Consider the following 20,848-nt stretch of genomic DNA (forward strand, 5'->3'; position numbering starts at 1 on the left):
AATCCGACGCCGCCGCAATCGGTGGCGTCGGACATTTGTGCGGGGTCAGAGAAACTTGCCCATCGCGACGGCGGTGTCGCTCATGCGGTTCGAAAAGCCCCATTCATTGTCGTACCACGTCAGGATGCGGCACATGGTGCCTTCCATGACTTTGGTCTGATCCGTCGCAAAGATCGAGGAATGGGGGTCGTGGTTGAAATCCATCGACACCAGTTTCTCGTCTGTGACGCCCAAGATGCCTTTCAGCGGGCCATTGGCGGCTTTGGCGATGGCGGCGTTGATTTCTTCAACTGTCGTTTCGCGCGCGGCCTCAAACGTCAGATCAACAACGGAGACATTTGGAGTCGGTACGCGGATTGCCACGCCGTCAAGTTTACCCGCCAGTTCCGGCAAAACGAGGCCCACAGCCTTGGCGGCACCGGTGGAGGTCGGGATCATCGACAAGGCCGCGGCGCGGGCGCGATAGAGGTCGGAATGCATCGTGTCCAGTGTCGGCTGGTCGCCGGTGTAGGAATGGATCGTTGTCATGAAGCCTTTGACGATGCCGATTTCCGAATGCAGCACATGGGCGACCGGGGACAGGCAGTTTGTCGTGCAAGAGGCATTCGACACAACGATATCGTCCGCGGTCAGCTGGTCGTCGTTCACGCCGAATACGATCGTCTTGTCGGCGTTTTTGCCGGGCGCAGATATCAGGACCCGAGACGAGCCGTTCTCAAGATGTGCTTGGCAAGCCTCTTTCGAGGTGAAGATGCCGGTACATTCCAGAACCACATCCACGTGTGCCCAAGGCAGGTCGGCGGGGTTGCGGATTGCGGTCACCTCCATCGGGCCGCGGCCCACGTCGATGGTCGTATCTGTCGTGGTGACTGTGGCGGGGAAGCGTCCGTGGACTGAGTCGTAGCGCAGCAGGTGGGCGTTGGTCTCGACCGGACCCAGATCGTTGATGGCCACGACTTCAATATCGGTACGACCCGATTCAATGATGGCGCGCAGCACGTTACGTCCGATGCGACCAAATCCGTTGATGGCGACTTTGACGGCCATGGGAAGACTCCTAATGGTATGTGCCGCGCGGGCGGCGACGGGGGGCTCATCGCGCGATACGAGAGCTTTGTTAGCGATAACATCCGCGTCTTAGCGCGTGCGTTGCCCTTTGGGAAGGGGCGGAGTGTCCTACCGCCAGAAGGCCATCCACCAAAGCAGGTCCGCGAACTTGCGGCCCAGAAAGAGCGACAGGCTCCAGTCAAACATAACGGCATCCACCGCCAGAAAGGCGGCGATAACGATGATGATCCAGATGGCGAGCGTATTGGTCATGGGCTTGGACCCTGCCACGGGGCGGGCGCGGGCGGAAGGCTATTTCTTGGCCCCCGCCTGGGGGTGCGCCAATGCGTCATGGGGGACAAGGTCCCAAGGCAGGCCCTCGTTTCGGTAAATCCGTTGCGCCTTGCGGGGATAATCGCCCACGTCGTGGGCAAGGCGTTGCCCGATCACGAGGATGCGCAGCGTCTCGGTCCCAGAGTTCACGATGGTGTGGGCGAGGCCCATCTTGCGGTAGCCGATGAAGTCGCCCGGGGCGATGGGGTGGTCCTCCTCTCCGATCGTCGCAGTGCCGGTGCCCGACAGGATATAGACCGCCTCATCCTCAAAATGATGGACGTGGTATTCGGTGGTCTCGTCGCCGGGGGCGACCTCGATCAAATGGATGCCGAGACCGGTGAGGCCGGTTGCATCGCCCAAGGATTTGTTCACGCGCTTGGCGTCGGGGTTCAGGAAGTGGACCTTGGCTAGCCCTTCCATCGCGGCGATGTCGGCGGCTTTGAGTATATAGGTATCGGTCATGGGGTGCCCTCCTGCGGTCTGGTTACGGGCCAGAGTGGGGGAGGGCTTGGTTTGGGTAAAGAGAGAATGGAAAAGGTTATGTCAGTTGAGCTGACATTTTGGGACGCGGCCCGGGCCCGCGCTCAAGTAGCGCGACGCGCGGTAGCGCATAGAAGGAATCCGCGCTCAAGTAGCCCGAAGGGCGGTAGCGCATAGAAAGAAACTGCTCAAGTAGCCCGAAGGGCGGTAGCGCCAGCATCTAATGCATCAGTCGACCCATGGCGCCGGCTACGTCGGCCATGCGGGCAGAGAAGCCCCATTCGTTGTCGTACCATGCCAACACGCGCACGGTCCGTCCGCCGACGACCTTGGTTTGGTCCGGGGCAAAGATCGAAGACGGCGTCGTGTGGTTGAAATCGATGGAGACCTTGGGGGCGGGATCATAGGACAGAACCGCGCCCATGTGGCCATTGGCGGCCTCGGCCATCACTTCGTTAACGTCGTTAACCGTGACATCGCGAGCGGCCTCAAACGTCAGGTCTACGGCAGAGACATTGGGGGTGGGCACGCGCAGGGCGGTGCCGTCCAGTTTGCCTTCCATCTCGGGCAGAACCTCGGCCAAGGCTTTCGCGGCCCCGGTGGAAGTGGGGATCATCGCCATGGCGGCGGCGCGGGCGCGGTAAAGGTCATTGTGGCGGCGGTCCAGCGTCGGTTGATCGCCGGTGTAGGAGTGGATCGTGGTCATGATCCCGCGCTCAATCCCGATGGCTTCATTGAGCACTTTGACCAGCGGCGCGAGGCAGTTGGTGGTGCACGACCCGTTGGAGATCATCCGCTCATCCGCCAGCATGTCGCGGTGGTTAACGCCGTAAACCACGGTGCGGTCTACGTTTTTCGCGGGTGCCGAGATCAGCACTTTCTTTGCGCCACGCTTTAGATGCACGCTGGATTTCAGGCCATCGTTGAACTTGCCCGTGCATTCCAGCACCACGTCGCAGCCGTCCCAATCCAGCTCGGCCGGATCGTAGGTGGAGAACATCTGCATCGGGCCACGCCCCAGATCCATCGTGTCGCCATCGACCCGGACCTCTCCGGGGAAGCGACCATGGACACTGTCGAACCGCAGCAGGTGGGCCGAGGTTTCCACCGGGCCCGTTGCGTTGATTTTGACCACCTGCACGTCGTTGCGCGCGCTTTCGGCGATATAGGCCAGCGTGGCGCGTCCGATGCGGCCGAAACCGTTGATGCCGAGGGTGATGGTCATGGTGCAGCTCCTATCATCGCTTGGGTTCTGGTTAGGGGGCAAAACCCCGTCTGTGAACCCGAAAGAGACGCGATTTCCGTATGTTAGCGGAAACGGTGGCGCAAACATCGGGTGGTTGCGCTAACAATTGTCGGGCGTTCTGCGGTGGACGTGGGGCGCCAGTGACGTATGTTACAAAGCGAGTGCGAATTTTAAGGATATACCATGAGCGGACTACTGGCCCTTCTGGATGACGTGGCAGCGATTGCGAAGGTGGCTGCGGCCTCGGTGGATGATGTGATCGGGCAGGCCGCCAAGGCCGGCGCAAAGGCGGCGGGCGCGGTGATTGATGATGCCGCCGTGACGCCCAAGTATGTCCACGGGTTCGAGGCCAAGCGAGAGCTGCCGATCGTGTGGAAAATCGCGCGTGCCTCGATCTTCAACAAACTGGTGATCCTGCTGCCGGTGGCTTTGTTGCTATCGGCTTTCGCACCGTGGATGATCCCGCCGCTGTTGATGTTGGGCGGCGCTTACTTGTGTTTTGAGGGGGCGGAGAAGATCTACCACTGGCTGTCCTCCCGCCACGACGATGTAGACGAGGCTGCCGCCGTGAAAGCATCGGGCGAGGATACGGCGCATCTGGAAGAGCAGAAGGTAAAGGGCGCGATCAAGACCGACTTCATCCTGTCGGCCGAGATTATGACCATCGCTTTGGCGGCACTAGAGACCGATAACATCTGGTTCCAGGCGGGGGCGTTGGCGGTTGTGGCCGTGGGGATCACGGTGCTGGTCTACGGTGCTGTAGCGCTGATCGTGAAGGCCGATGATGTGGGGCTGCACATGGCGTCCAACGGGCGTCTTGGCGCGACCCAGAAGATCGGAGAGCTGATCGTGCGCGGCATGCCCGGTTTCCTGAAGGCGCTGACCTTTGTGGGCACGGCGGCGATGTTGTGGGTCGGCGGGTCGATCATCGTGCACGCCTTGGCCGAGATGGGCTGGCACGGGCCGGAGCATTGGATTGAGGGCATTGCTCATTCGGTCGGTGGCGAGAACGGCGCGATTATCTGGACCGTGACAGCGGCGATTGATGGCGTCCTGGGCGTGATCCTGGGGATGATCCTGATCCCCATTGTGACCTTCGTGATTGGTCCCATCATGCGGGCGGTCGGTTTGGCCGGCGAGGCGAGCCACTAAGATGATCCGCGTTGGTGTCTCTGTCAGTGTGGCGAAGCGCCAAGAAAGCGCCAAGACTGATACGCCGCGTGGTTTTCTCGCGCGGCGTTAACCATATCTTCATCATCACCTGTTAACCAATGCCCCGTGGTCAGGACGCAGCATCGCTTCTGACCCGTTTAAGAGGAACCCTCGGTGGTCTGGACCCCGCCGGGGGGGACCGCTGTTGCACCGTTGGATGCCGTTGCAAAGCATCTCAGAAAAAGCCCGCCAACGCAGGAGGCGCAGGCGGGCGATGTGTGTCGCTGGACCGGTAAGCCCTGAGACAGAGCTTACAGCAGCTCTTTCACCTTGGCGGCGACGCCTTCAGCAGTGATGCCGAAGTGGGCGTACAAGTCCCCGGCAGGGGCGGAGGCGCCGAAGCCGGGCATGCCCACGAAACCGCCCTTGTCGCGTTTGCCACGCTCTCCGAACAGCCAGCGGTCCCAACCGAAGTCAACGGCGGCTTCAACGGCTACACGGACAGGGCCGCCAGGCAGAACACGCTTGCGGTAGCTTTCTTCCTGCTGCTCGAACAGTTCCCAGCAGGGCATGGACACAACGCGCGTGCCGATGCCTTCGGCTTGCAGCAGGTCACGGGCCTCCATGGCGATGGCAACTTCCGAGCCGGTGGCCATGAGGATCGCTTGGCGTTTGCCCTCGGCGTCGGCCAGAACGTAGGCACCCTGAGCGGTGAGGTTCTTGGTCTTGTGCTCGGTCCGCACCGTCGGCAGACCCTGGCGAGACAGGGCCAGCGTAGACGGGGTCTTGCTGGTGCTCAGCGCCAGTTCCCAAGCCTCGGCGGTTTCCACGGCGTCGGCGGGGCGGAAGACGTTCATATTGGGCGTGGCGCGCAACATGGCAAGGTGTTCCACGGGCTGGTGCGTCGGGCCATCTTCGCCGACACCGATGCTGTCGTGGGTCATCACATAGACCGGCGCGATGCCCATCAGCGCGGACAGGCGCATGGAGGGGCGGGCGTAGTCGGTGAAGGTAAAGAACGTGCCGCCGTAGGGCTTGATGCCGCCATGTAGCGCCATGCCGTTCATCGCCGCTGCCATGGCGTGTTCACGAATACCGTAGTGGACGTGACGGCCCTTGCGATCTTCGGGAGAGAAGATGCCAAGCCCGCCCGTGTTGGTCAGGTTCGATCCGGTCAGATCGGCAGAACCGCCAAGGGTTTCGGGGACGATGGTGTTGATAACCTCAAGCGCCATTTGGCTGGCTTTGCGGGTCGCGACCTTGGGCTGCTCATCGGAGAGCTGCTTTTTGAAGGCTTTGATCGTGGCCGACAGCTTCTTGGGCATTTCGCCCGCGAAGGCACGGGTGAACTCGGCCTGCTTTCCTGCGGAAAGGGCATTGAACCGCTCCTCCCACGCTGCGCTTTGCTCCTCGCCGCGGCGGCCTACGGCCTCCCACCATTGTTTCAGGTCGGCGGGGATCTCGAAGGGCGCATGGGTCCAGCCGTAGGCGGCCTTGGTGTCGGCAACCAATTGTGGATCAGTCAGCGCGCCGTGGCCTTTGGCGGTGTCTTGCGCGCTGGAGCCGATGGCGATGTGGGTTTTGCACGCGATCATCGCGGGGCGGGGAGAGGCTTTGGCCTCGGTCAGCGCGCGGTCGATATCGGCGGGGTCGTGGCCATCGCAACTGAACACGTCCCACCCCGACGCCGCAAAGCGTGCCTTCTGGTCGGTGCAGTCAGACATCGACACGTTGCCGTCGATGGTGATGCCGTTGTCATCCCACAACACGATCAGGCGGGACAGCTCTTGGCGACCGGCGAGCGCCAGCGCCTCCTGGCTGATGCCCTCCATCAAGCAGCCGTCGCCAGCGATGCAATAGGTGTAATGGTCGATGATCTTCTTGCCCCAGGTGGCGCGCAGATGCTCTTCCGCCATGGCGAAACCCACAGCGTTGGCGATACCTTGGCCAAGGGGGCCAGTTGTGGTTTCAACGCCCTTCACATGGCCGTATTCGGGGTGGCCTGCGGTGATCGCGCCCAACTGGCGGAAGTTCTTGATCTGCTCCAGCGTCATGTCTTTGTAGCCTGTCAGGTGCAGCAGCGAGTAGATCAGCATAGAGCCGTGGCCCGCCGACAGAATGAAGCGGTCGCGGTTGGGCCAATCGGGGTTGGCGGCATCAAAGCTGAGGTGCTTGTCAAACAGCACCGTGGCCACGTCGGCCATGCCCATGGGCATGCCGGAGTGGCCGGAATTGGCGGCAGCCACGGCGTCCAGCGTCAGGGTGCGGATGCAGGCAGCGCGGGCCCAATGTTCGGGGTTGGCGCTTGCAAGGGCTTTGATGTCCATGGATGGATCCTTTGTGGCAGCAATGGCTTTGGTTGCAGGCGTGATATCAAAGGCCCGATGAAGTGCAAGCCGCACAAGAGGCTTTCGGGGTCTTTGAAGGGCCATTTCCGGCCTAAAACGCCCTTTGAGGTGCAGAAAACCTTGCAAAGTGATGCGGTTTGACCCCCAAATAGGGGTACGTTAGAGGCAGTATACACGACATCTGCGACGGAACGGGCGCAAAGCCTGCCGGAACCGGATGCATAGAAATCTAAACACCGCGCCTATGCGGGATGACGAGGGGGCACCGGCTGTCATGAGCGACACCGCCGATATTGAACACCTAAAAACGCTGGAACTGCGCCTGTCGCAGGCCTTGGACCGTATCGCGGCAGGGGTTGCTGCAAGCAGGAACGGGCCAACCGACGATGGCGCCGCAGAGGCAGCGGTTGCAGCCGCGGCTGAGGCCGCGTCCCAAGCCGCAGAGTCTGAGGCCGCTCGCCAAGATGCAGAGGCCCGCGCCACAGAGGCCACCGACCGCGTAAGCGCGTTGGAAGAACGTCTGGCCGAAACCCAAGACGCGCTGGCCGATGCCCAAAACGATGTCACCTCGGCCCGTGCCGAGGCCGAGGCGGCTCGGGCTGAGGCTGAAACAGCCATCGCTCACGCAGCCCAAACGCCAGGCACCGATGCGGCGACGCTGGCGGCGATGGAAGAGAAACTGGCAGCGGCAGAGGCCTCTCGTGGGGCGGCGCAGTCCGAACTGGACGCCCGTAGCGCAGAATTGGAGGCACGCAGCGCCGAGTTGGCCGAAAAAGTCGCGGCGCTGGCCGAAATGCAGGCGGCCTTAGAGGCAGCACAAGCGGTGCAGCCAGAGGCGACCGGTGAGGCCGGAGCCGAGCCTGAGGATATGGAGAAAGCCCTTGCCGTATTGGGGCGTCGGGCGGAACGCGCCCGAGAAGAACGCGACGCGGCCCGCACCGCATGTGACGCGGCCACCGACGCGCTGGAAGAGCTACAAGAGGCTACCGGGGCCAGTGTGGACGACCGCATTCTGGAACTGCGGCGGCAATTGCGCCTGATGCGCACACGGGCCGAGGATTTGGCGGCTCAGGTGTCTTTGCTGCAAAGCGGGGCCGATGTGGATAGCGCAACCCTCGATCAGGGGTTGCTGGCCGAGGTCGAGACCCTGCGCCAGTTGCGTGATACCGATGCGGCGGAATTGGACCGGATCGTTCAAGAAATGCAGGCCGGGCTAGACCGCGCCGAAGGAGGCCAAGATGCCTGAGGTGGAAATTGAAATCGGGACGCGGGTGTTCAGCGTCGCCTGTCAGGATGGCGAAGAAGACTACCTGCGCTCTGCCGCGAAAATGCTGGATACGGAAGCCGCCGTCGTTCTGGGGCAGATCGGGCGGATGCCGCCTGAACGGATGCTGCTGATGGCGGGTTTGATGCTGGCCGATAAAACGGCGGCCATGGAAGATGACCTGCGAGAGATGCAGGACAAGATCGCGACCCAGGACCGGGCGCTGCGCTCGGCCGAGGAACGCTTGGCGGACCGGGGGCGGAAGATCTCGGAACTGCAAGAAGCGGGCGCCAGCAGCGGCGCGGCGGTGGCGATCCCCGAAGAGATCAGCGCAGGCTTTGCCGATTTGGCCGCACGGGCCGAAGCGATGGCAGAAGCGATGGAAACCGCAGGCGAAGGGTAAACCTTGCAGTCAGTATTGGCACACTCACGCCCGGCCCGGAAATGGGGCGGGCGTTTTCCGTTCAGGCAGTGAAAAGCGGGGCCAGAAGGCGTGCGGCCTCTTGCGCAGGATCGGCCAATGGTGCGCGGTCCTCGCCGGGGTAGAACCGTGCCCGGATCGCCGTGGGCATCGGTTTGGGCGTCACCAGATGAACCGACAAAGGGGCTTTCGCTGTCTCGGCCTGCCAGCTTTGCACCAAGGCGCGTTGCGCGGCCTTCGACATGGCATAGGCGCCCGCAAACTTCGCGTCCCATGTGTCGTCGAAGAACACGGCGTTGGGGGCATCAGAAGGCAGGATCAGCGGCTCGATATTGGCGATCAGACGCGACAGGCCGCGAATGTTGGTGGCGATCACCTTATCAAGGTCTTTGACCTGCACGTGGGGCGCCGGGGTCAGCACGCTGGCATGAACGGCGGCGTGGACCCAGATATCGGCCTTGCCCCATCGGTCGTGGATGGAGCGGCAGAGGTTGGCTATCGCCCCCTCATCGGTGATATCCATCGGCGCAAGGGTGGCTTGCCCGCCGACGGCCTTGATCCGATCATCCAAGTCTTCCAGCCCGCCAATGGTGCGAGCAACGGCAACAACATGGGCACCTTGCTCGGCCAACCATAGGGCCGAAGCGGCCCCAAGACCCCGAGAAGCCCCCGTGACCAGAGCGATTTTGCCAGCGAGCGGTTTTTGAGCGTCATTTCCTGTCATGGCGCGCGTGTTGCCCGCTTGCACGCCCAAGCGCAAGGGGTATACCCTAACGGCAAGGGGGCAAAGCACCCTCACTCTTACGGGATACAGAAAAGGGAGCCTGATCTGATGGGCCACAACGCAACACTTCTTTCCGCGACGCTGGGACAAGAGGGCCTTCTGCGCAAGGCGCTGCTGGTCGTCGGCGGCACGATCTTCATCGCGCTGGCCGCGCAGATCTCGGTGCCGATGATTCCGGTTCCAATGACGCTGCAAACGCTGGCGATCTTGACCGTGGGCTTCACTTTCGGTTCGCGCCTTGGCGCGGCGACGCTGCTGGCCTATCTGGCCGAAGGCGCGATGGGTCTTCCCGTATTCGCCAATGGCATGAACGGCTTGGCCTTCGCAGGCCCGACCGCTGGTTTCTTGATCGGTTTCGTTGCGATGGCATGGGCCGCAGGTTGGGCGGCTGAACGCGGCCTCGCCACAGGCTTCTTCGGCACGGCAGCGTCCGCGCTGGTGATCTCTGCACTGCTTTACGTTCCCGGTCTGGCATGGCCGATGGCCGTTGCAGGCACCTTCGGCATGGAAGCCGGATGGGCGGGCCAAGGCTTGGGCTTCTACTGGACCCATTTCGTATCGGCCTTCTTGATCGGCGACGCGGTAAAAGCGGTTCTGGCGGCTTTGGTCGTCACCGGCGGTTGGGCGGCATTGTCTGCGCGTAAAGCGGGCTAAGCCTTCTACTTGCTTACAGATTTGGCGCCGCTCTCCTTCTGGGAGGGCGGCGTTTTCATTTGCGAAACGGGATTGGGTTGGCCGGTCGCCTATTCCTGCAACCGCGCTACGGCGGATTTGCACAGGCCAAGGTCCAGCCAGCGACAGCCCGCACAAATCGTGTCCAGATCATCGGGCAGGATGCGAGCGCGGACACGGTCCTGCGCCTCGCCCCACGTCAGACGATCACCCGGAGACACCCCCAGAGCCGCGCCGTGGGCCTTGTCGAGGGCGTCGATCTCGGACTGCACCTCGCATCCCTCGCCGCGTTTGCGGGGGCAGGGGGCGCAGATGGCATCGGCGGTGGCGGTAATCTCGACCATTGTGGCATCGCCCGCCGCCGCGCGGAGCCGGCCCACAACGATGGCTTCCATATTCGCGGTGAAGGTGTCGGAATAGCCGTGGCCTTCAAACCCAAGCGAACACAGGATGTGATGGGGCCGCAGGCGGATCGGCGGCACGCTCATGCCTTGAGGCAGCTTACCACGTCGTCGTGGCCAAAGCTTTCATAGACCTCGAGAATTTCCGAGGCGCTCAACCCGTCTTGCTGCGCGGCGTAGAAGGGGTGGCGTTCATTGGTGATCCAATAGAGCGGTTTGCGCCCCTCGGAATAAGGGACCAAGACGCCTTCGGTCAGTAGCGGCCCGGTCAGGCGAGGTAATTGCGTATATAGCCAAGAATGCAGATCGCCCAGTTTATCGGCATCGCCACGGGCCTGCGCGGCCCGGAAACGGGCGTGGTTCCCAGCCTTTAGGCTGCACCAGACCCCCAGAAAAACCGAGCCTTCGGTACCCTTCACCGGAACCGGAAGATAGGCACGAAGCAAGTTGTCACCGTCGCGGCGGGCGTAATTGTGGGTGAAAATCTCTACCCCGCCAGCCTCAAAACTATCGTCTTCCGCAGGCTCGGGTGGGTTTTTCCAGCTAAAGGGGGCCTCGGGGCGCAAACACTTGGCTGCGCCAAGCACCTTGCCGCAGCACGCGCAGGTGTAATCGGGGTCCACCAGCCGCCGGGCCAATTCGGCCTCAGGGATCATTTTGGGGGCTTTTGTCCGGCGGAACAGACGGATCATTCTGCCGCCTCCACCAGTTCAAACCCTTTCGCGATCTGATCGGTGGGGGCCACGGGGTATTCGCCCGAGAAGCAGGCGTCGCAATAAGCGGGCTTGGCGGGATCGCGGCCTTCGGCCTCGCCCACGGCGCGGTACAACCCATCGAGCGAGATGAACTTGAGGCTATCGACGGCCAGATGTTGGCGCATTTCTTCTTCCGACATCGTCGCGGCCAGCAGCTTTTCGCGCTGGGGCGTATCGACGCCGTAGAAGCATGGCCATGCGGTGGGCGGAGAGGCGATGCGGAAATGTACCTCGGCCGCACCGGCATCAAGGATCATCTCCTTAATCTTGCGAGAGGTCGTGCCGCGCACCACGCTGTCATCGACCAGGATCACCCGTTTGCCGCGGATCAACGCGCGGTTCACGTTCAACTTCAGGCGTACGCCCATGTTGCGGATCTGTTCAGACGGCTCGATGAACGTGCGGCCCATGTATTGGTTGCGGATGATACCCATCGCGTAGGGGATGCCCGATTGCTGGCTGAAGCCAATCGCCGCTGGCGTGCCGCTGTCGGGCACGGGGCAGACGAGATCGGCCTCGACGGGGGCTTCTTTCGCCAGCTCCACACCGATCTGACGGCGTGTTTCATAGACAGAGCGACCGCCGATAATGCTATCGGGGCGCGAGAAATAGACGTGTTCAAAGATACAGAACCGCGAACGTTTCTGGTTGAACGGCTTGGACGATTCGATGCCCGCCTCGGTGATGACCACCATTTCGCCGGGCTCAACTTCGCGGATCAGTTCCGCGCCGATGATGTCGAGGGCGCAGGTTTCGGACGACAGCACAAAACCGTCGCCCAATTTGCCGATCACCAGCGGGCGCACGCCCAAGGCGTCGCGACAACCGATCAGCTTGGTGCGGGTCATTGCCACAACGGAAAACGCGCCTTCAACGCGGCGCAGGGCGTCTTTCATCCGCTCGGGGATGTTCTTCTGCAACGAGCGTGCCATCAGATGAATAATGCATTCGCTGTCCGAGGAAGACTGGAAGATCGAGCCACGCTCGATCAGTTCCTTGCGCAGCTCATCGGCGTTCACGATGTTGCCGTTGTGGGCAATCGCCGCGCCGCCCATGGCGAATTCGCCAAAGAAGGGCTGCACATCGCGGATTTGCGTGGCGCCCTTGGACCCGGCGGTGGAATAGCGCACGTGGCCGATCCCGATGGAACCGGGCAGTGTCTCCATCACCTTTTGCGAGGTGAAGGTATCGCGGACGTAGCCAAAACGCCGGGCCGAGCTGAAGCCCGCTTCCGGGTCATGGGTGACGATGCCGCCCGCTTCTTGGCCGCGATGCTGCAAGGCGTGTAGGCCGAGCGCCACGAAGTTGGCAGCGTCGGCGACACCAATGACGCCAAACACGCCACATTCCTCGCGCAATTTGTCATCATCGCGGGCATCGAAGGGATGCTGGGGGAAGGCTGTCTCGTCCATCGGGCGAATCCTTGGTCCTGTGCGTGGGAGACACATAAGACGCTGCGGCCCCGGTGTCACCAAACGATCATGATTGATCTGCCCTTCAATGGACCGAACTGCCCGATTGCGATAGGATGCCGCACAATGACAGGCAAAAGCACGCGGAGCAGGCACATGCGTTTCTTCATCTTTCTCGCGGGGGCCGCCATGGCCGCCAGCTACCTCGTTACGTGGGTAGAACCGCCATTTGCGGGGCAGGAAATCTCTCCCTCGGTTCTGATTGGTGACCGTTTACAAGGGCTTATCACCGAGGGGCCGTGGCAGGCTTGGGTGTTTCTGGGCGGCTTTGCCTTGGCAGGCCTTGCGGCACTTCTATCGCTGCTGGGGCGGGGGGCGGGATTGTTCGCCTTTCTTGCAGGCGCTTCTCCGCTGGTGTTGTGCGTTCACTATTATCTGCGCGCCGAGGACGTGCGGGCAGACTTCGGGCTGCCGTTCTCGGTCAATTTCCAGGATTTGGGCCAAGTCTATGACCTTTTGGGCAATTTCATCCGGGCCGGGTTTTGGATGTACACGGGCGGTGCCGCTGTCTTGCTGCTGGCCGGAATGATCGCCACCTTCGGGCGGCGCTAGGGTATTCAAGCGGCGGGGATGCAACCCCGCCGTTATGCAGCCCGCGTCTTATTCAGTGGCAGCAGGGGCGGCGTCTTCGTCGGTACCGTCGATCAAAGTCTCGTAGCGCTCCAAAATCCAGCCCGGTACATCGGTGGGGATCTGCGCCTCGATCTTCGATTGCATATTGGCAAACACCGCCGCTGACCGGCTTTCCGAGATGGCGGGAATAGGCTCATCCCCCACGATGCGATCATAGGCGATGAGGGCCACAACGACCAACAGCACGCCACGCGCCACGCCAAACAAGAACCCAAGGCCCGCATCCAACCCGCCAAGGGCCGAGCGTTGCACGACGGTCGAAAACAGCGGCGTGAAGATCGACACGACTACAAGGGCCACGACGAACACGATGGCAAAGGCGGCCAGAATCCCCAACTCACGGCTTTCGCCAATGAAATCGCCCAACACAGGAATTTCCGAGATCAGGGGCAGGGCATTGGGCGCGAAGATGAAGGCAACAACCGCGGCGGCAACCCATCCTGCGATTGACATCACCTCGCGAATGAACCCGCGGGCGTAGGCCAGAATGGCCGAAATGACGATCACGCCACCGACGACCCCGTCAAAAATAGTAAATCCGTCCATGTCCGCCCTCTTATCGCTCGTCCCCCGCCTTGGGGGTCTTTTTTGCGCAAGTCGCGCCTGTCAGCCTGCCCCAAAGATATCGCCCACGAAAGTGGGGAGATCCGTAAAGGATTTGACATTCACGCCTGCATTATCAGCAATCCGACAACCTGTCGGTGCAATTGCTGTCGAAAAACCAAGTTTCACCGCTTCTTTCAACCGATTTTCCGCCTGAGACACCGGACGGAGCGCTCCTGATAGGGAAAGTTCCCCAAAAACCACGGTTTCGCGGGGCAGGGCGCTGTCTTCACGGGCCGACAAAAGGGCGGCCGCAACGGCAAGATCGGCGGCGGGTTCAGATATGCGCATCCCGCCTGCGATGTTTAGATAGACGTCGAGCCCCTGGAACGAGATGCCCGCGCGCGCTTCCAGCACCGCAAGGATCATCGACAGGCGCGAGCCGTCCCACCCCACAACGGCGCGGCGCGGTTGCGATAGGTTGGACGGCGCCACAAGGGCCTGGAACTCCACCAGAACCGGGCGCGTGCCCTCAATGCCAGCAAAAACCACCGATCCGGGCGCGGGTTGTTCGCGGTCGCTCAGGAACAGGGCCGACGGGTTAGAGACCTCGGCCAAGCCCCGGCCCGTCATCTCGAACACGCCAATCTCGTCGGCGGGGCCAAAGCGGTTCTTGACGGAGCGCAGAATGCGGAACTGATGTCCGCGCTCGCCTTCAAAATACAGGACCGTGTCGACCATGTGTTCCACCACGCGGGGGCCTGCGATCTGACCCTCTTTGGTGACATGGCCCACCAGCATCACCGATGTGCCACGCCGCTTGGCGAATGTTGTCAGCTCGTGGCTGGACGCGCGGACCTGGCTAACCGAGCCGGGGGCGCTGTCCACGGTGTCGAGCCACATGGTCTGGATCGAGTCGATGATGGCAAGGTCAGGAGCTTCGGCTTCCAGCGTAGTCAGAATATCGCGCAGGTTGGTTTCTGAGGCCAACATCACGGCGCTTTCCGACAGGCCAAGGCGTTCGGCGCGCATACGGACCTGCGCTGTCGCTTCCTCGCCCGAGACATAGACAACCTTCAGCCCCTGACGCGCAAAGGCGGCAGCGGCTTGCAGCAAGAGGGTGGATTTCCCGATACCCGGATCGCCGCCCACCAGCGTGGCCGAGGCGGGCACAAGGCCGCCGCCCAAGACACGGTCCAACTCGGCCACGCCGGCCGATTGCCGCGGCGGCGGGGTTTCCTTGGTGCGCAGATCCTTCAGGATCATTTTCTTTCCCTTGGCCGAGCCAAGGGCCGCTTTGCCCGGCCCGGTGCCAAGGGGTGTTTCTTCGCGGATGGTGTTCCACTCGCCGCAATCATCACAGCGGCCGGACCATTTCTTATGGGTTGTGCCGCAGTTGGAGCAGGTGAATTGTGTGACCGGTTTTGCCATGCACAGCCTTTAGACGAGGACGCCGAAGAGGGGAATAGCCCGCGTTCAGCCACGCGCCTTGGCCGCGCGGGCCGTTAACATCGAAATCGCCAGCGACGCCAAGACACAGGCCGTGAACAGCCACAGGCCCCAAGCGGTTTCAACGCGGCCCACGGAAAGCCCCTTGGCCAGTGTTACATAGACCGCGATCAGGAAGACGTCGGCCATGGCCAGTTTCCCTGCGATTTCCAACGCGGGGAGCAGGCGGGCGGGGGCGCGGGACAGGTGGATCAGCGTAAGGCAGATGGTTTTCGCCATGGGCGCCACCAGCGCCAGAAGGGCCACAAGCGCGGTCAGGGCGTATTCCCCGTCGCCCCAAAGGGCAGAAAGGCCCGAGAGGATTGAGATTTCCGACAGGCCAAACAGCGGCAGAAGCCCGGCCCGCATTAGCGGCGCCATCCAGGAGACCGGAAAAGCGATTAGCAAAAGAAGATTGGCAGCGATCAGGGCTTTGGGCATGGCGGTAGGCGTCTTTCTTGGTGGCGGCGTAGGGCGGCGCTTCTAGTACATCACGCCCAAGGCGGCAAAACCGGAATAGGTAATGATCAGGCTGATAAGGCCGATGACGGCGGCTGTGCGGAGGTGAGGCAGCTTCGGCCAAAATACAAACGCCGCGAAGGTCAGAGCAGAGAGCGCCGCAATCCACCAAGCCGGGCCGTCACTTCCGTTGCTCAGCACAGCGGGCACGCCTGTGCCGATGCCCACAAGGTTCAGGTCTGCGTCGATGCGCATGGGCCCGTCGGCATAACTACTGAAATCGACAATTCCGAAAACCCAAAGCCCTGCGAGCGAAAGAGGAACAATCGCGACGGGGTGCCGGGACAGAGCCGCAAAAAGCGCGGCCAAAAACAATGCGCCAATGCTGGCATATTGCCCAAAGATATATGCAATGAGCGCGAGGATAACGAGCATTCACCAAGTCACTGCGATAGGGATGAAAAGGGCCGCGACAAGGCCTGCGGCGGCGACGAGTGTGGGGATGTCCAAGCCACGGGGCCGCAGGCCGGTCTTGAAGGCGGAGCGTGTCCAGCCCACCGCCATCCATGCCACCGCGAAGATCCAGACGAAGGACCAAACGCCCGATGCGCGCCAGGGCGTGGGGATAAGAGCGGGAGCGAGGGCTTCGATCCCACCCAGAAAGATCACGAGGAGGGTCGAGATTAGCAGCAGCAAGTGAAGGGGGCGTAGCGCAGGGTAACGGCGCAGCTTAATCACCGCAGAGATGACGATCAGCACTGGGATCAGCCGTAGCAGCGCCGCACCGATAAGGATCAACGCGAAAGCGGGGTCCGAGAAGGACATGCCAAAATCGGCGGCGGTGGGAAGGGGATCGTCAAGCATGGTTCGGGTCTTGGCCTTGGTTTCAGGGTAAAGGCACGGGAAGGCTTTAGCGCAAGGTCTCGATCGGGCCGTTAGGGTGCCCGCCGATGAATTGGCGCAGGTACGGATCATCGGCGCTGTCCATGTCACCCACCGGGCCGCGCCAGCGGATCTTGCCATCGTGGAGCATGGCAACGCTGGTGGCGATGGCCCGAACGGAGCTCATGTCATGGGTGATGGTGATGGTGGTGGCACCCATCTCGGACACGATTTCATGGATCAGGTCATTGATGACGCCGGACATGATCGGGTCGAGGCCGGTTGTCGGCTCATCGAAGAAGATGATTTCGGGGTCGGCAGCTATGGCCCGCGCGAGGCCCGCGCGTTTCTGCATCCCGCCTGAGAGTTCGGAGGGGAAGAGATCCGCGGTTTCGGGGGTAAGGCCTACGCGGCGCAGTTTCTCGATCGCGATGTCACGGGCCTCTTGCCGGGAGGTGCGACCTTGCAGGAGCCGGAAGGCCACATTCTGCCAGATCGGCATGGAATCAAATAGTGCGGCCCCTTGGAAAAGCATCCCGAAGCGGTCGAGGAAAGCGGGGGTCGAGGCTGTGGGTTTGCCATCAATCCGGATCGTTCCAGCATCGGGCGTGAGGAGGCCGAGGATGCATTTGAGCAGCACGGACTTCCCCGTGCCCGAGCCGCCAATCACCACGAGGCTTTCGCCCGTGGCCACATCCAGCCTGATGTCTTGAAGGATGTGTTTGGGGCCGAAGGATTTGCTGAGGCCGGTGAGGGAGATTTTTGGCGTCATGAGGGGGGCCTGTGGCGCGCAAATGGGGGCCAGCCCCCATACCCCCGGAGGTGTATGGCCAAGATGAAGGAGCCACGTTGGCGTGATGGGGAGAGGGCCTGTGTCATGCGGAGAAGAACGCCTCGGTCAGCAGGTAGTTGGCCGCGAGGATCAGGATGGAGGCGGAGACGACGGCAGAGGTGGTGGCGCGCCCCACGCCGCGCGCGCCACGGCCAGAGTTCATGCCGTGATAGCAGCCCATGAGCGCCACAATGAAGCCGAAGGCCGCGCCTTTCAGAAGGCCGGAGGTGACATCCCAAGTTTGCAGAAAGTCGGAGGTGTTGGAGAGGTAGGCGGCCTCGTTAAAGCCTAGGCGCGTGGTGGAGACGAGGTAGCCACCGAAGATGCCGATGCTATCGCCCACAGCCACGAGCAGCGGCAGTGTGAGGGTGGCGGCGATCAGGCGCGGGGCGGTGAGGTATTTCATCGGATGGGTGGAGAGGGTGCGCAGGGCGTCGATTTGCTCCGTTACCTTCATGGTGGCGATTTCTGCTGCAATCGCAGAGGCCACGCGTCCTGCGACCATGAGGCCGCCAAGGACGGGACCAAGTTCTCGGGCAATGCCGATGGCGACGATTTGGGGCACGACGGCCTCGGCATTGAAGCGGGCACCGCCGGCGTAGATTTGCAGGGCCAGGGCGCCACCGGTGAACAGCGCCGTGAGGCCGACAACGGGGAGGCTGAGCCAGCCGATGGTGAGAAACTGCTGGGCGGTTTCACGAAGGTAATAGCGCGGAGTGGCGAGGTGGCGCAGGGCGGACAAGGCGAAAAGTGCGACTTGGCCGATACTGGAAAGAAGGGTGAGTAGGGTGCGGCCGATGGCGCCGAAGGGGGCGGTGGCGAGGCTCATGGGAGGACCACGCGTTTGTAGCGGGGGCCGAGCGAGGTGAGGATTTCGTAGCCGATGGTGCCGGCGGCGGCGGCGAGGTCATCAACGGTTTGATGGGGGCCGAGGATGTCGAGCGCCTCGGGCGGCTGGGCACAATCGGTCACATCGACGGTGAGCAGGTCCATGGAGACACGACCGATGAGCGGGCAGGGAGTGTCGCCGTGCCAAAGCGTGGCAGTGGAGGACATGGCGCGGATCAGGCCGTCGGCGTAACCTGCTGAAACGGTCGCGACTTGGCGGGGGGATTGGGCCGTGTAGGAGGCGGCGTAGCCGACAGTCTCGGACGGTTGAACGGTTCGAATTTGGATGACGGGCAGGGAGAGACGGACGACGGGCTGGGCTTGCGCGAAAGGTAGGCCACCGTAGAGACCCACGCCGGGGCGAATCAGGTCGAAATGGTAGTCGTCCCCGAGGAGCGTGCCGCCGGTTGCAGCCAAGGATTTCGGCGTCTTGATGCCGTCGGTCAATGCGCGGAACTGCGACAGTTGCGCGGCGTTTTGGGGGTGGTCCGGCTCATCGGCGCAGGCCAGGTGCGACATGATCAGAGTGGCGTCTTGGGCTTGGTCGCGGTTGGCGGCCCAATCCTCAGGCTGGAACCCAAGGCGATTCATGCCGGAGTTCAACTGGATGCCATAGGGGTGGTCGGGCAAGGCAAGGTGGCGCTGTAGCTGCTCGGGCGCGTTCAGCATAGGCGTTAGGATTGCGTCACGGATCAGAGCGGTGTCGTCTGCCATGTGACCGGAGAAGACGTTAATTTCAGGCGCGTTTCCAATGGTTTGGCGGAGAGTGGCGCCCTCTTCGGCGGTGGCCACGAAGAAACGGTTTACGCCTGATTTGGCGAGAGCTGTGCTAACTGGAGCGGCGCCCAGGCCATAGCCATCGGCTTTGACCACGGCAGCAGCCTCGGCCGAGGTAAGGCGCGACAGGGCGCGGTAATTGGCGACCAAGGCGCCGAGATCAATCGTAAGGGTTCCAACAGCCATGTAGGGGTGGTGCGATCAAACGCGGGGCGCGTCAAGGCTCTTGCAAGAGCCTTGGCAATTCCTTGCAAGGAATTGGCGCAAGGTCTTGGAAGACCTTGGGGAAAACTCTTGCAAGAGTTTTCAAGCGCGTCAGTATCCTTCAGGCGATCCGTGGCGGTCTTGGGCAAGGTTGCCGAAGCGGGTAAAGCGCCCCTCGAAGGCCAGTTCGACCGAGCCGACGGGGCCGTGGCGTTGCTTGCCGATGATGACTTCGGCTTTGCCGTGCAGATGCTCCATATCCTGTTGCCACTTGGTCATGGCTTCCAGGTTATCCTCACCGGGTTTTTCGCGCTCTTTGTAGTATTCGCCGCGATATACGAACATAACCACATCCGCATCCTGTTCAATCGAGCCGGATTCACGCAGGTCCGAGAGCTGCGGGCGTTTATCTTCGCGGCTTTCCACCTGACGCGACAGCTGGGACAGGGCGATGACGGGGATGTCCAATTCTTTTGCGATGGCCTTCAAGCCTTGGGTGATTTCCGAGACCTCGTTCACCCGGTTGTCGGATTTGCCGGAGCCTTTCAGAAGCTGCAAATAGTCAATGATCAACAGGTCGAGCCCCTTGGGGGACCGTTTCAGGCGGCGGGCGCGTGCCGCGACCTGGGCGATGGGCAAGGCGGGGGTGTCGTCAATGAATAGCGGGCAGCGTTCCAGATCGCCTGCGGCTTTCAGGTAGCGCTGGAATTCTTGCTCGTTCAGGTCACCTTTGCGGATAAGTTCCGAAGGCACCTCTGCGGCCTCCGACAAAATCCGTTGCGCCAACTGGGCGGAGGACATCTCCAATGAGAAGAAACCAACCACGCCGCCATCCACGGTGCCTTGGCTGCCATCTTCCTTAACCCCTTCGCGGAACGCCTTTGCGACGTTGAACGCCACGTTCGTTGCCAGCGAGGTCTTCCCCATGGATGGACGTCCGGCAAGGATCAGAAGGTCAGAGCGGTGCAAGCCCCCAAGCATACGGTCGAGGTCCGTCAGCCCTGTCGAAACGCCCGCAAGGCCGCCTTGGCGGTTGTAAGCCTCGTTCGCCATGTGCACCGCGTCATGGAGGGCGTGCAGGAAGCTTTGGAAGCCCTTGTTCGTGGACCCGGTAGAGGCAAGCGCAAAGAGCTCGCTTTCTGCCTCGACGATCTGGTCGTCCGGGGCCACGTCATCGCGCATGGCGCGGGCGCGGTCGGTGACGCGGTTGCCAAGCTCGATCAGTTCACGGCGCACAGCAAGGTCGTGGATCAGTTGCGCATAGTCGCGCGCGGCCGAGGTAGCGATGGCGGAAAGTTGCAGCTTCACCAGATATTCAGCGCCGCCCAATTCCTTGAGGCCGGGAATATCCGAGGCGAAGGTTTTCAGGGTTGTCGCGTCGGTTTGCAGACCTTTGGCGATGCGCGCGGCGGCCATAGTGAAGATTTCAGCGTGAACTGGGTCGTGAAAGTGGTCGGGTTTGACCAGATCATCGACACGATCGAGCACGTCGTTTGACGTCAGGATTGCGCCCAGAAGTTGTTGCTCTGCCTCGATATTATGGGGGAGGACGGGGGCGGTTTCCACCGCGTCGGAATCGGGGGAAACGCCGGTGGGAAGAGACGGATTCAATGTAGTAATTTCGTTCATGTGGTCCCCCGGCTGCTGGTTGGCTTAAAGATCCGCGGCTGGCAGGCCGGGCGCGATTCTGACGCCGTGATCTTTGTTCGGCTCGTATATCTTAATGGCCTGCGGGCTCGTCAACTTTGGTAAGTCTGTGAGTAA

General features: G+C 62.0%; 23 protein-coding genes. 5 read left to right on the forward strand and 18 right to left on the reverse strand.

Annotated features, from left to right (window positions below):
* Positions 1–45: 45 nt before the first annotated feature.
* The 4 genes from gap (K3728_07490) to gap (K3728_07505) all read right to left on the reverse strand — a co-directional run bounded on the left by gap (K3728_07490) (position 46) and on the right by gap (K3728_07505) (position 3,088).
* On the reverse strand, positions 46–1,047 hold the full coding sequence (gene gap, locus K3728_07490; protein UWQ97052.1) for a type I glyceraldehyde-3-phosphate dehydrogenase: 1,002 nt from the start codon (positions 1,045–1,047) through the stop codon (positions 46–48).
* Positions 1,048–1,176: 129 nt separating this feature from the next.
* On the reverse strand, positions 1,177–1,320 hold the full coding sequence (locus K3728_07495; GenBank protein ID UWQ97053.1) for a hypothetical protein: 144 nt from the start codon (positions 1,318–1,320) through the stop codon (positions 1,177–1,179).
* A 39-nt stretch (positions 1,321–1,359) separates the two neighbouring features.
* A complete protein-coding gene (locus K3728_07500; GenBank protein ID UWQ97054.1) occupies positions 1,360–1,845 on the reverse strand; it encodes a cupin domain-containing protein in 486 nt (161 codons plus the stop codon).
* A gap of 238 nt (positions 1,846–2,083) precedes the next feature.
* On the reverse strand, positions 2,084–3,088 hold the full coding sequence (gap, locus tag K3728_07505) for a type I glyceraldehyde-3-phosphate dehydrogenase (GenBank protein ID UWQ97055.1): 1,005 nt from the start codon (positions 3,086–3,088) through the stop codon (positions 2,084–2,086).
* Positions 3,089–3,292: 204 nt separating this feature from the next.
* Between gap (K3728_07505) and K3728_07510 the strand changes: the two genes are divergently transcribed.
* Positions 3,293–4,261 (forward strand): DUF808 domain-containing protein, encoded by a 969-nt coding sequence (locus tag K3728_07510; protein ID UWQ97056.1) that lies wholly within the window; start codon positions 3,293–3,295, stop codon positions 4,259–4,261.
* 311 nt (positions 4,262–4,572) lie between these two features.
* Here K3728_07510 and tkt read toward each other — a convergent pair whose 3' ends face one another.
* Complete coding sequence (tkt, locus tag K3728_07515) at positions 4,573–6,588, reverse strand: transketolase (protein ID UWQ97057.1); 2,016 nt, start codon at positions 6,586–6,588, stop codon at positions 4,573–4,575.
* Positions 6,589–6,826: 238 nt separating this feature from the next.
* Between tkt and K3728_07520 the strand changes: the two genes are divergently transcribed.
* Positions 6,827–7,855: a hypothetical protein gene (locus tag K3728_07520; protein UWQ97058.1), complete on the forward strand. Its 1,029-nt coding sequence runs from the start codon at positions 6,827–6,829 to the stop codon at positions 7,853–7,855.
* The gene (locus K3728_07525; GenBank protein UWQ97059.1) at positions 7,848–8,276 is read left to right on the forward strand and encodes a cell division protein ZapA; all 429 of its coding nucleotides are present in this window, start codon (positions 7,848–7,850) and stop codon (positions 8,274–8,276) included. The genes K3728_07520 and K3728_07525 overlap by 8 nt, the downstream gene beginning before the upstream one ends.
* A 61-nt stretch (positions 8,277–8,337) precedes the next feature.
* On the opposite strand, the gene K3728_07530 is transcribed toward K3728_07525, so the two are convergent.
* Complete coding sequence (locus K3728_07530) at positions 8,338–9,018, reverse strand: SDR family oxidoreductase (protein UWQ97060.1); 681 nt, start codon at positions 9,016–9,018, stop codon at positions 8,338–8,340.
* Between the two features lie 108 nt (positions 9,019–9,126).
* Between K3728_07530 and K3728_07535 the strand changes: the two genes are divergently transcribed.
* Positions 9,127–9,732 (forward strand): biotin transporter BioY, encoded by a 606-nt coding sequence (locus K3728_07535; protein UWQ97061.1) that lies wholly within the window; start codon positions 9,127–9,129, stop codon positions 9,730–9,732.
* Positions 9,733–9,821: 89 nt separating this feature from the next.
* Here the strand turns inward: K3728_07535 and K3728_07540 are convergent, their stop codons facing one another.
* From K3728_07540 to purF, 3 genes are read right to left on the reverse strand one after another with little or no spacing between them, the layout of a single operon-like run.
* Positions 9,822–10,238: a DUF1284 domain-containing protein gene (locus K3728_07540; GenBank protein UWQ97062.1), complete on the reverse strand. Its 417-nt coding sequence runs from the start codon at positions 10,236–10,238 to the stop codon at positions 9,822–9,824.
* Positions 10,235–10,843 (reverse strand): DUF2199 domain-containing protein, encoded by a 609-nt coding sequence (locus K3728_07545; protein UWQ97063.1) that lies wholly within the window; start codon positions 10,841–10,843, stop codon positions 10,235–10,237. Before K3728_07545 ends, K3728_07540 begins: the two co-directional genes overlap by 4 nt.
* A complete protein-coding gene (purF, locus tag K3728_07550) occupies positions 10,840–12,318 on the reverse strand; it encodes an amidophosphoribosyltransferase (GenBank protein ID UWQ97064.1) in 1,479 nt (492 codons plus the stop codon). Before purF ends, K3728_07545 begins: the two co-directional genes overlap by 4 nt.
* A 156-nt stretch (positions 12,319–12,474) precedes the next feature.
* Here purF and K3728_07555 point away from each other — a divergent pair, with 156 nt between their 5' ends.
* The gene (locus tag K3728_07555) at positions 12,475–12,930 is read left to right on the forward strand and encodes a hypothetical protein (protein UWQ97065.1); all 456 of its coding nucleotides are present in this window, start codon (positions 12,475–12,477) and stop codon (positions 12,928–12,930) included.
* A gap of 48 nt (positions 12,931–12,978) precedes the next feature.
* Here the strand turns inward: K3728_07555 and K3728_07560 are convergent, their stop codons facing one another.
* The 9 genes from K3728_07560 to K3728_07600 all read right to left on the reverse strand — a co-directional run bounded on the left by K3728_07560 (position 12,979) and on the right by K3728_07600 (position 20,713).
* Positions 12,979–13,557, reverse strand: coding sequence for a CvpA family protein (locus tag K3728_07560; GenBank protein ID UWQ97066.1), 579 nt, complete (start codon positions 13,555–13,557; stop codon positions 12,979–12,981).
* Between the two features lie 60 nt (positions 13,558–13,617).
* Positions 13,618–14,985, reverse strand: coding sequence for a DNA repair protein RadA (gene radA / locus K3728_07565; protein UWQ97067.1), 1,368 nt, complete (start codon positions 14,983–14,985; stop codon positions 13,618–13,620).
* Between the two features lie 45 nt (positions 14,986–15,030).
* Positions 15,031–15,483, reverse strand: a complete 453-nt coding sequence (locus K3728_07570; GenBank protein ID UWQ97068.1) for a paraquat-inducible protein A — start codon at positions 15,481–15,483, stop codon at positions 15,031–15,033.
* A gap of 42 nt (positions 15,484–15,525) precedes the next feature.
* Entirely contained in the window at positions 15,526–15,936 is a 411-nt protein-coding gene (locus K3728_07575; GenBank protein ID UWQ97069.1) for a hypothetical protein, read from the reverse strand.
* A complete protein-coding gene (locus K3728_07580) occupies positions 15,937–16,365 on the reverse strand; it encodes a hypothetical protein (GenBank protein UWQ97070.1) in 429 nt (142 codons plus the stop codon). It abuts the gene before it with no gap.
* 46 nt (positions 16,366–16,411) lie between these two features.
* Positions 16,412–17,155, reverse strand: a complete 744-nt coding sequence (locus K3728_07585) for an ATP-binding cassette domain-containing protein (GenBank protein ID UWQ97071.1) — start codon at positions 17,153–17,155, stop codon at positions 16,412–16,414.
* 103 nt (positions 17,156–17,258) lie between these two features.
* Positions 17,259–18,044: an ABC transporter permease gene (locus K3728_07590; GenBank protein ID UWQ97072.1), complete on the reverse strand. Its 786-nt coding sequence runs from the start codon at positions 18,042–18,044 to the stop codon at positions 17,259–17,261.
* Complete coding sequence (gene alr, locus K3728_07595; protein UWQ97073.1) at positions 18,041–19,066, reverse strand: alanine racemase; 1,026 nt, start codon at positions 19,064–19,066, stop codon at positions 18,041–18,043. Before alr ends, K3728_07590 begins: the two co-directional genes overlap by 4 nt.
* A 129-nt stretch (positions 19,067–19,195) precedes the next feature.
* Positions 19,196–20,713, reverse strand: a complete 1,518-nt coding sequence (locus K3728_07600; GenBank protein ID UWQ97074.1) for a replicative DNA helicase — start codon at positions 20,711–20,713, stop codon at positions 19,196–19,198.
* Positions 20,714–20,848: the final 135 nt, after the last annotated feature.

The organism is Rhodobacteraceae bacterium M385 (assembly GCA_025141835.1).
Lineage (GTDB): Bacteria > Pseudomonadota > Alphaproteobacteria > Rhodobacterales > Rhodobacteraceae > Gymnodinialimonas.

Coding starts and splice junctions, on each gene's coding strand:
- gap (UWQ97052.1), bottom strand. CDS start 1,047: ATGGCCGTCAAAGTCGCCATCAACGGATTTGGTCGCATCGGACGTAAC.
- K3728_07495 (UWQ97053.1), bottom strand. CDS start 1,320: ATGACCAATACGCTCGCCATCTGGATCATCATCGTTATCGCCGCCTTT.
- K3728_07500 (UWQ97054.1), bottom strand. CDS start 1,845: ATGACCGATACCTATATACTCAAAGCCGCCGACATCGCCGCGATGGAA.
- gap (UWQ97055.1), bottom strand. CDS start 3,088: ATGACCATCACCCTCGGCATCAACGGTTTCGGCCGCATCGGACGCGCC.
- K3728_07510 (UWQ97056.1), top strand. CDS start 3,293: ATGAGCGGACTACTGGCCCTTCTGGATGACGTGGCAGCGATTGCGAAG.
- tkt (UWQ97057.1), bottom strand. CDS start 6,588: ATGGACATCAAAGCCCTTGCAAGCGCCAACCCCGAACATTGGGCCCGC.
- K3728_07520 (UWQ97058.1), top strand. CDS start 6,827: ATGCATAGAAATCTAAACACCGCGCCTATGCGGGATGACGAGGGGGCA.
- K3728_07525 (UWQ97059.1), top strand. CDS start 7,848: ATGCCTGAGGTGGAAATTGAAATCGGGACGCGGGTGTTCAGCGTCGCC.
- K3728_07530 (UWQ97060.1), bottom strand. CDS start 9,018: ATGACAGGAAATGACGCTCAAAAACCGCTCGCTGGCAAAATCGCTCTG.
- K3728_07535 (UWQ97061.1), top strand. CDS start 9,127: ATGGGCCACAACGCAACACTTCTTTCCGCGACGCTGGGACAAGAGGGC.
- K3728_07540 (UWQ97062.1), bottom strand. CDS start 10,238: ATGAGCGTGCCGCCGATCCGCCTGCGGCCCCATCACATCCTGTGTTCG.
- K3728_07545 (UWQ97063.1), bottom strand. CDS start 10,843: ATGATCCGTCTGTTCCGCCGGACAAAAGCCCCCAAAATGATCCCTGAG.
- purF (UWQ97064.1), bottom strand. CDS start 12,318: ATGGACGAGACAGCCTTCCCCCAGCATCCCTTCGATGCCCGCGATGAT.
- K3728_07555 (UWQ97065.1), top strand. CDS start 12,475: ATGCGTTTCTTCATCTTTCTCGCGGGGGCCGCCATGGCCGCCAGCTAC.
- K3728_07560 (UWQ97066.1), bottom strand. CDS start 13,557: ATGGACGGATTTACTATTTTTGACGGGGTCGTCGGTGGCGTGATCGTC.
- radA (UWQ97067.1), bottom strand. CDS start 14,985: ATGGCAAAACCGGTCACACAATTCACCTGCTCCAACTGCGGCACAACC.
- K3728_07570 (UWQ97068.1), bottom strand. CDS start 15,483: ATGCCCAAAGCCCTGATCGCTGCCAATCTTCTTTTGCTAATCGCTTTT.
- K3728_07575 (UWQ97069.1), bottom strand. CDS start 15,936: ATGCTCGTTATCCTCGCGCTCATTGCATATATCTTTGGGCAATATGCC.
- K3728_07580 (UWQ97070.1), bottom strand. CDS start 16,365: ATGCTTGACGATCCCCTTCCCACCGCCGCCGATTTTGGCATGTCCTTC.
- K3728_07585 (UWQ97071.1), bottom strand. CDS start 17,155: ATGACGCCAAAAATCTCCCTCACCGGCCTCAGCAAATCCTTCGGCCCC.
- K3728_07590 (UWQ97072.1), bottom strand. CDS start 18,044: ATGAGCCTCGCCACCGCCCCCTTCGGCGCCATCGGCCGCACCCTACTC.
- alr (UWQ97073.1), bottom strand. CDS start 19,066: ATGGCTGTTGGAACCCTTACGATTGATCTCGGCGCCTTGGTCGCCAAT.
- K3728_07600 (UWQ97074.1), bottom strand. CDS start 20,713: ATGAACGAAATTACTACATTGAATCCGTCTCTTCCCACCGGCGTTTCC.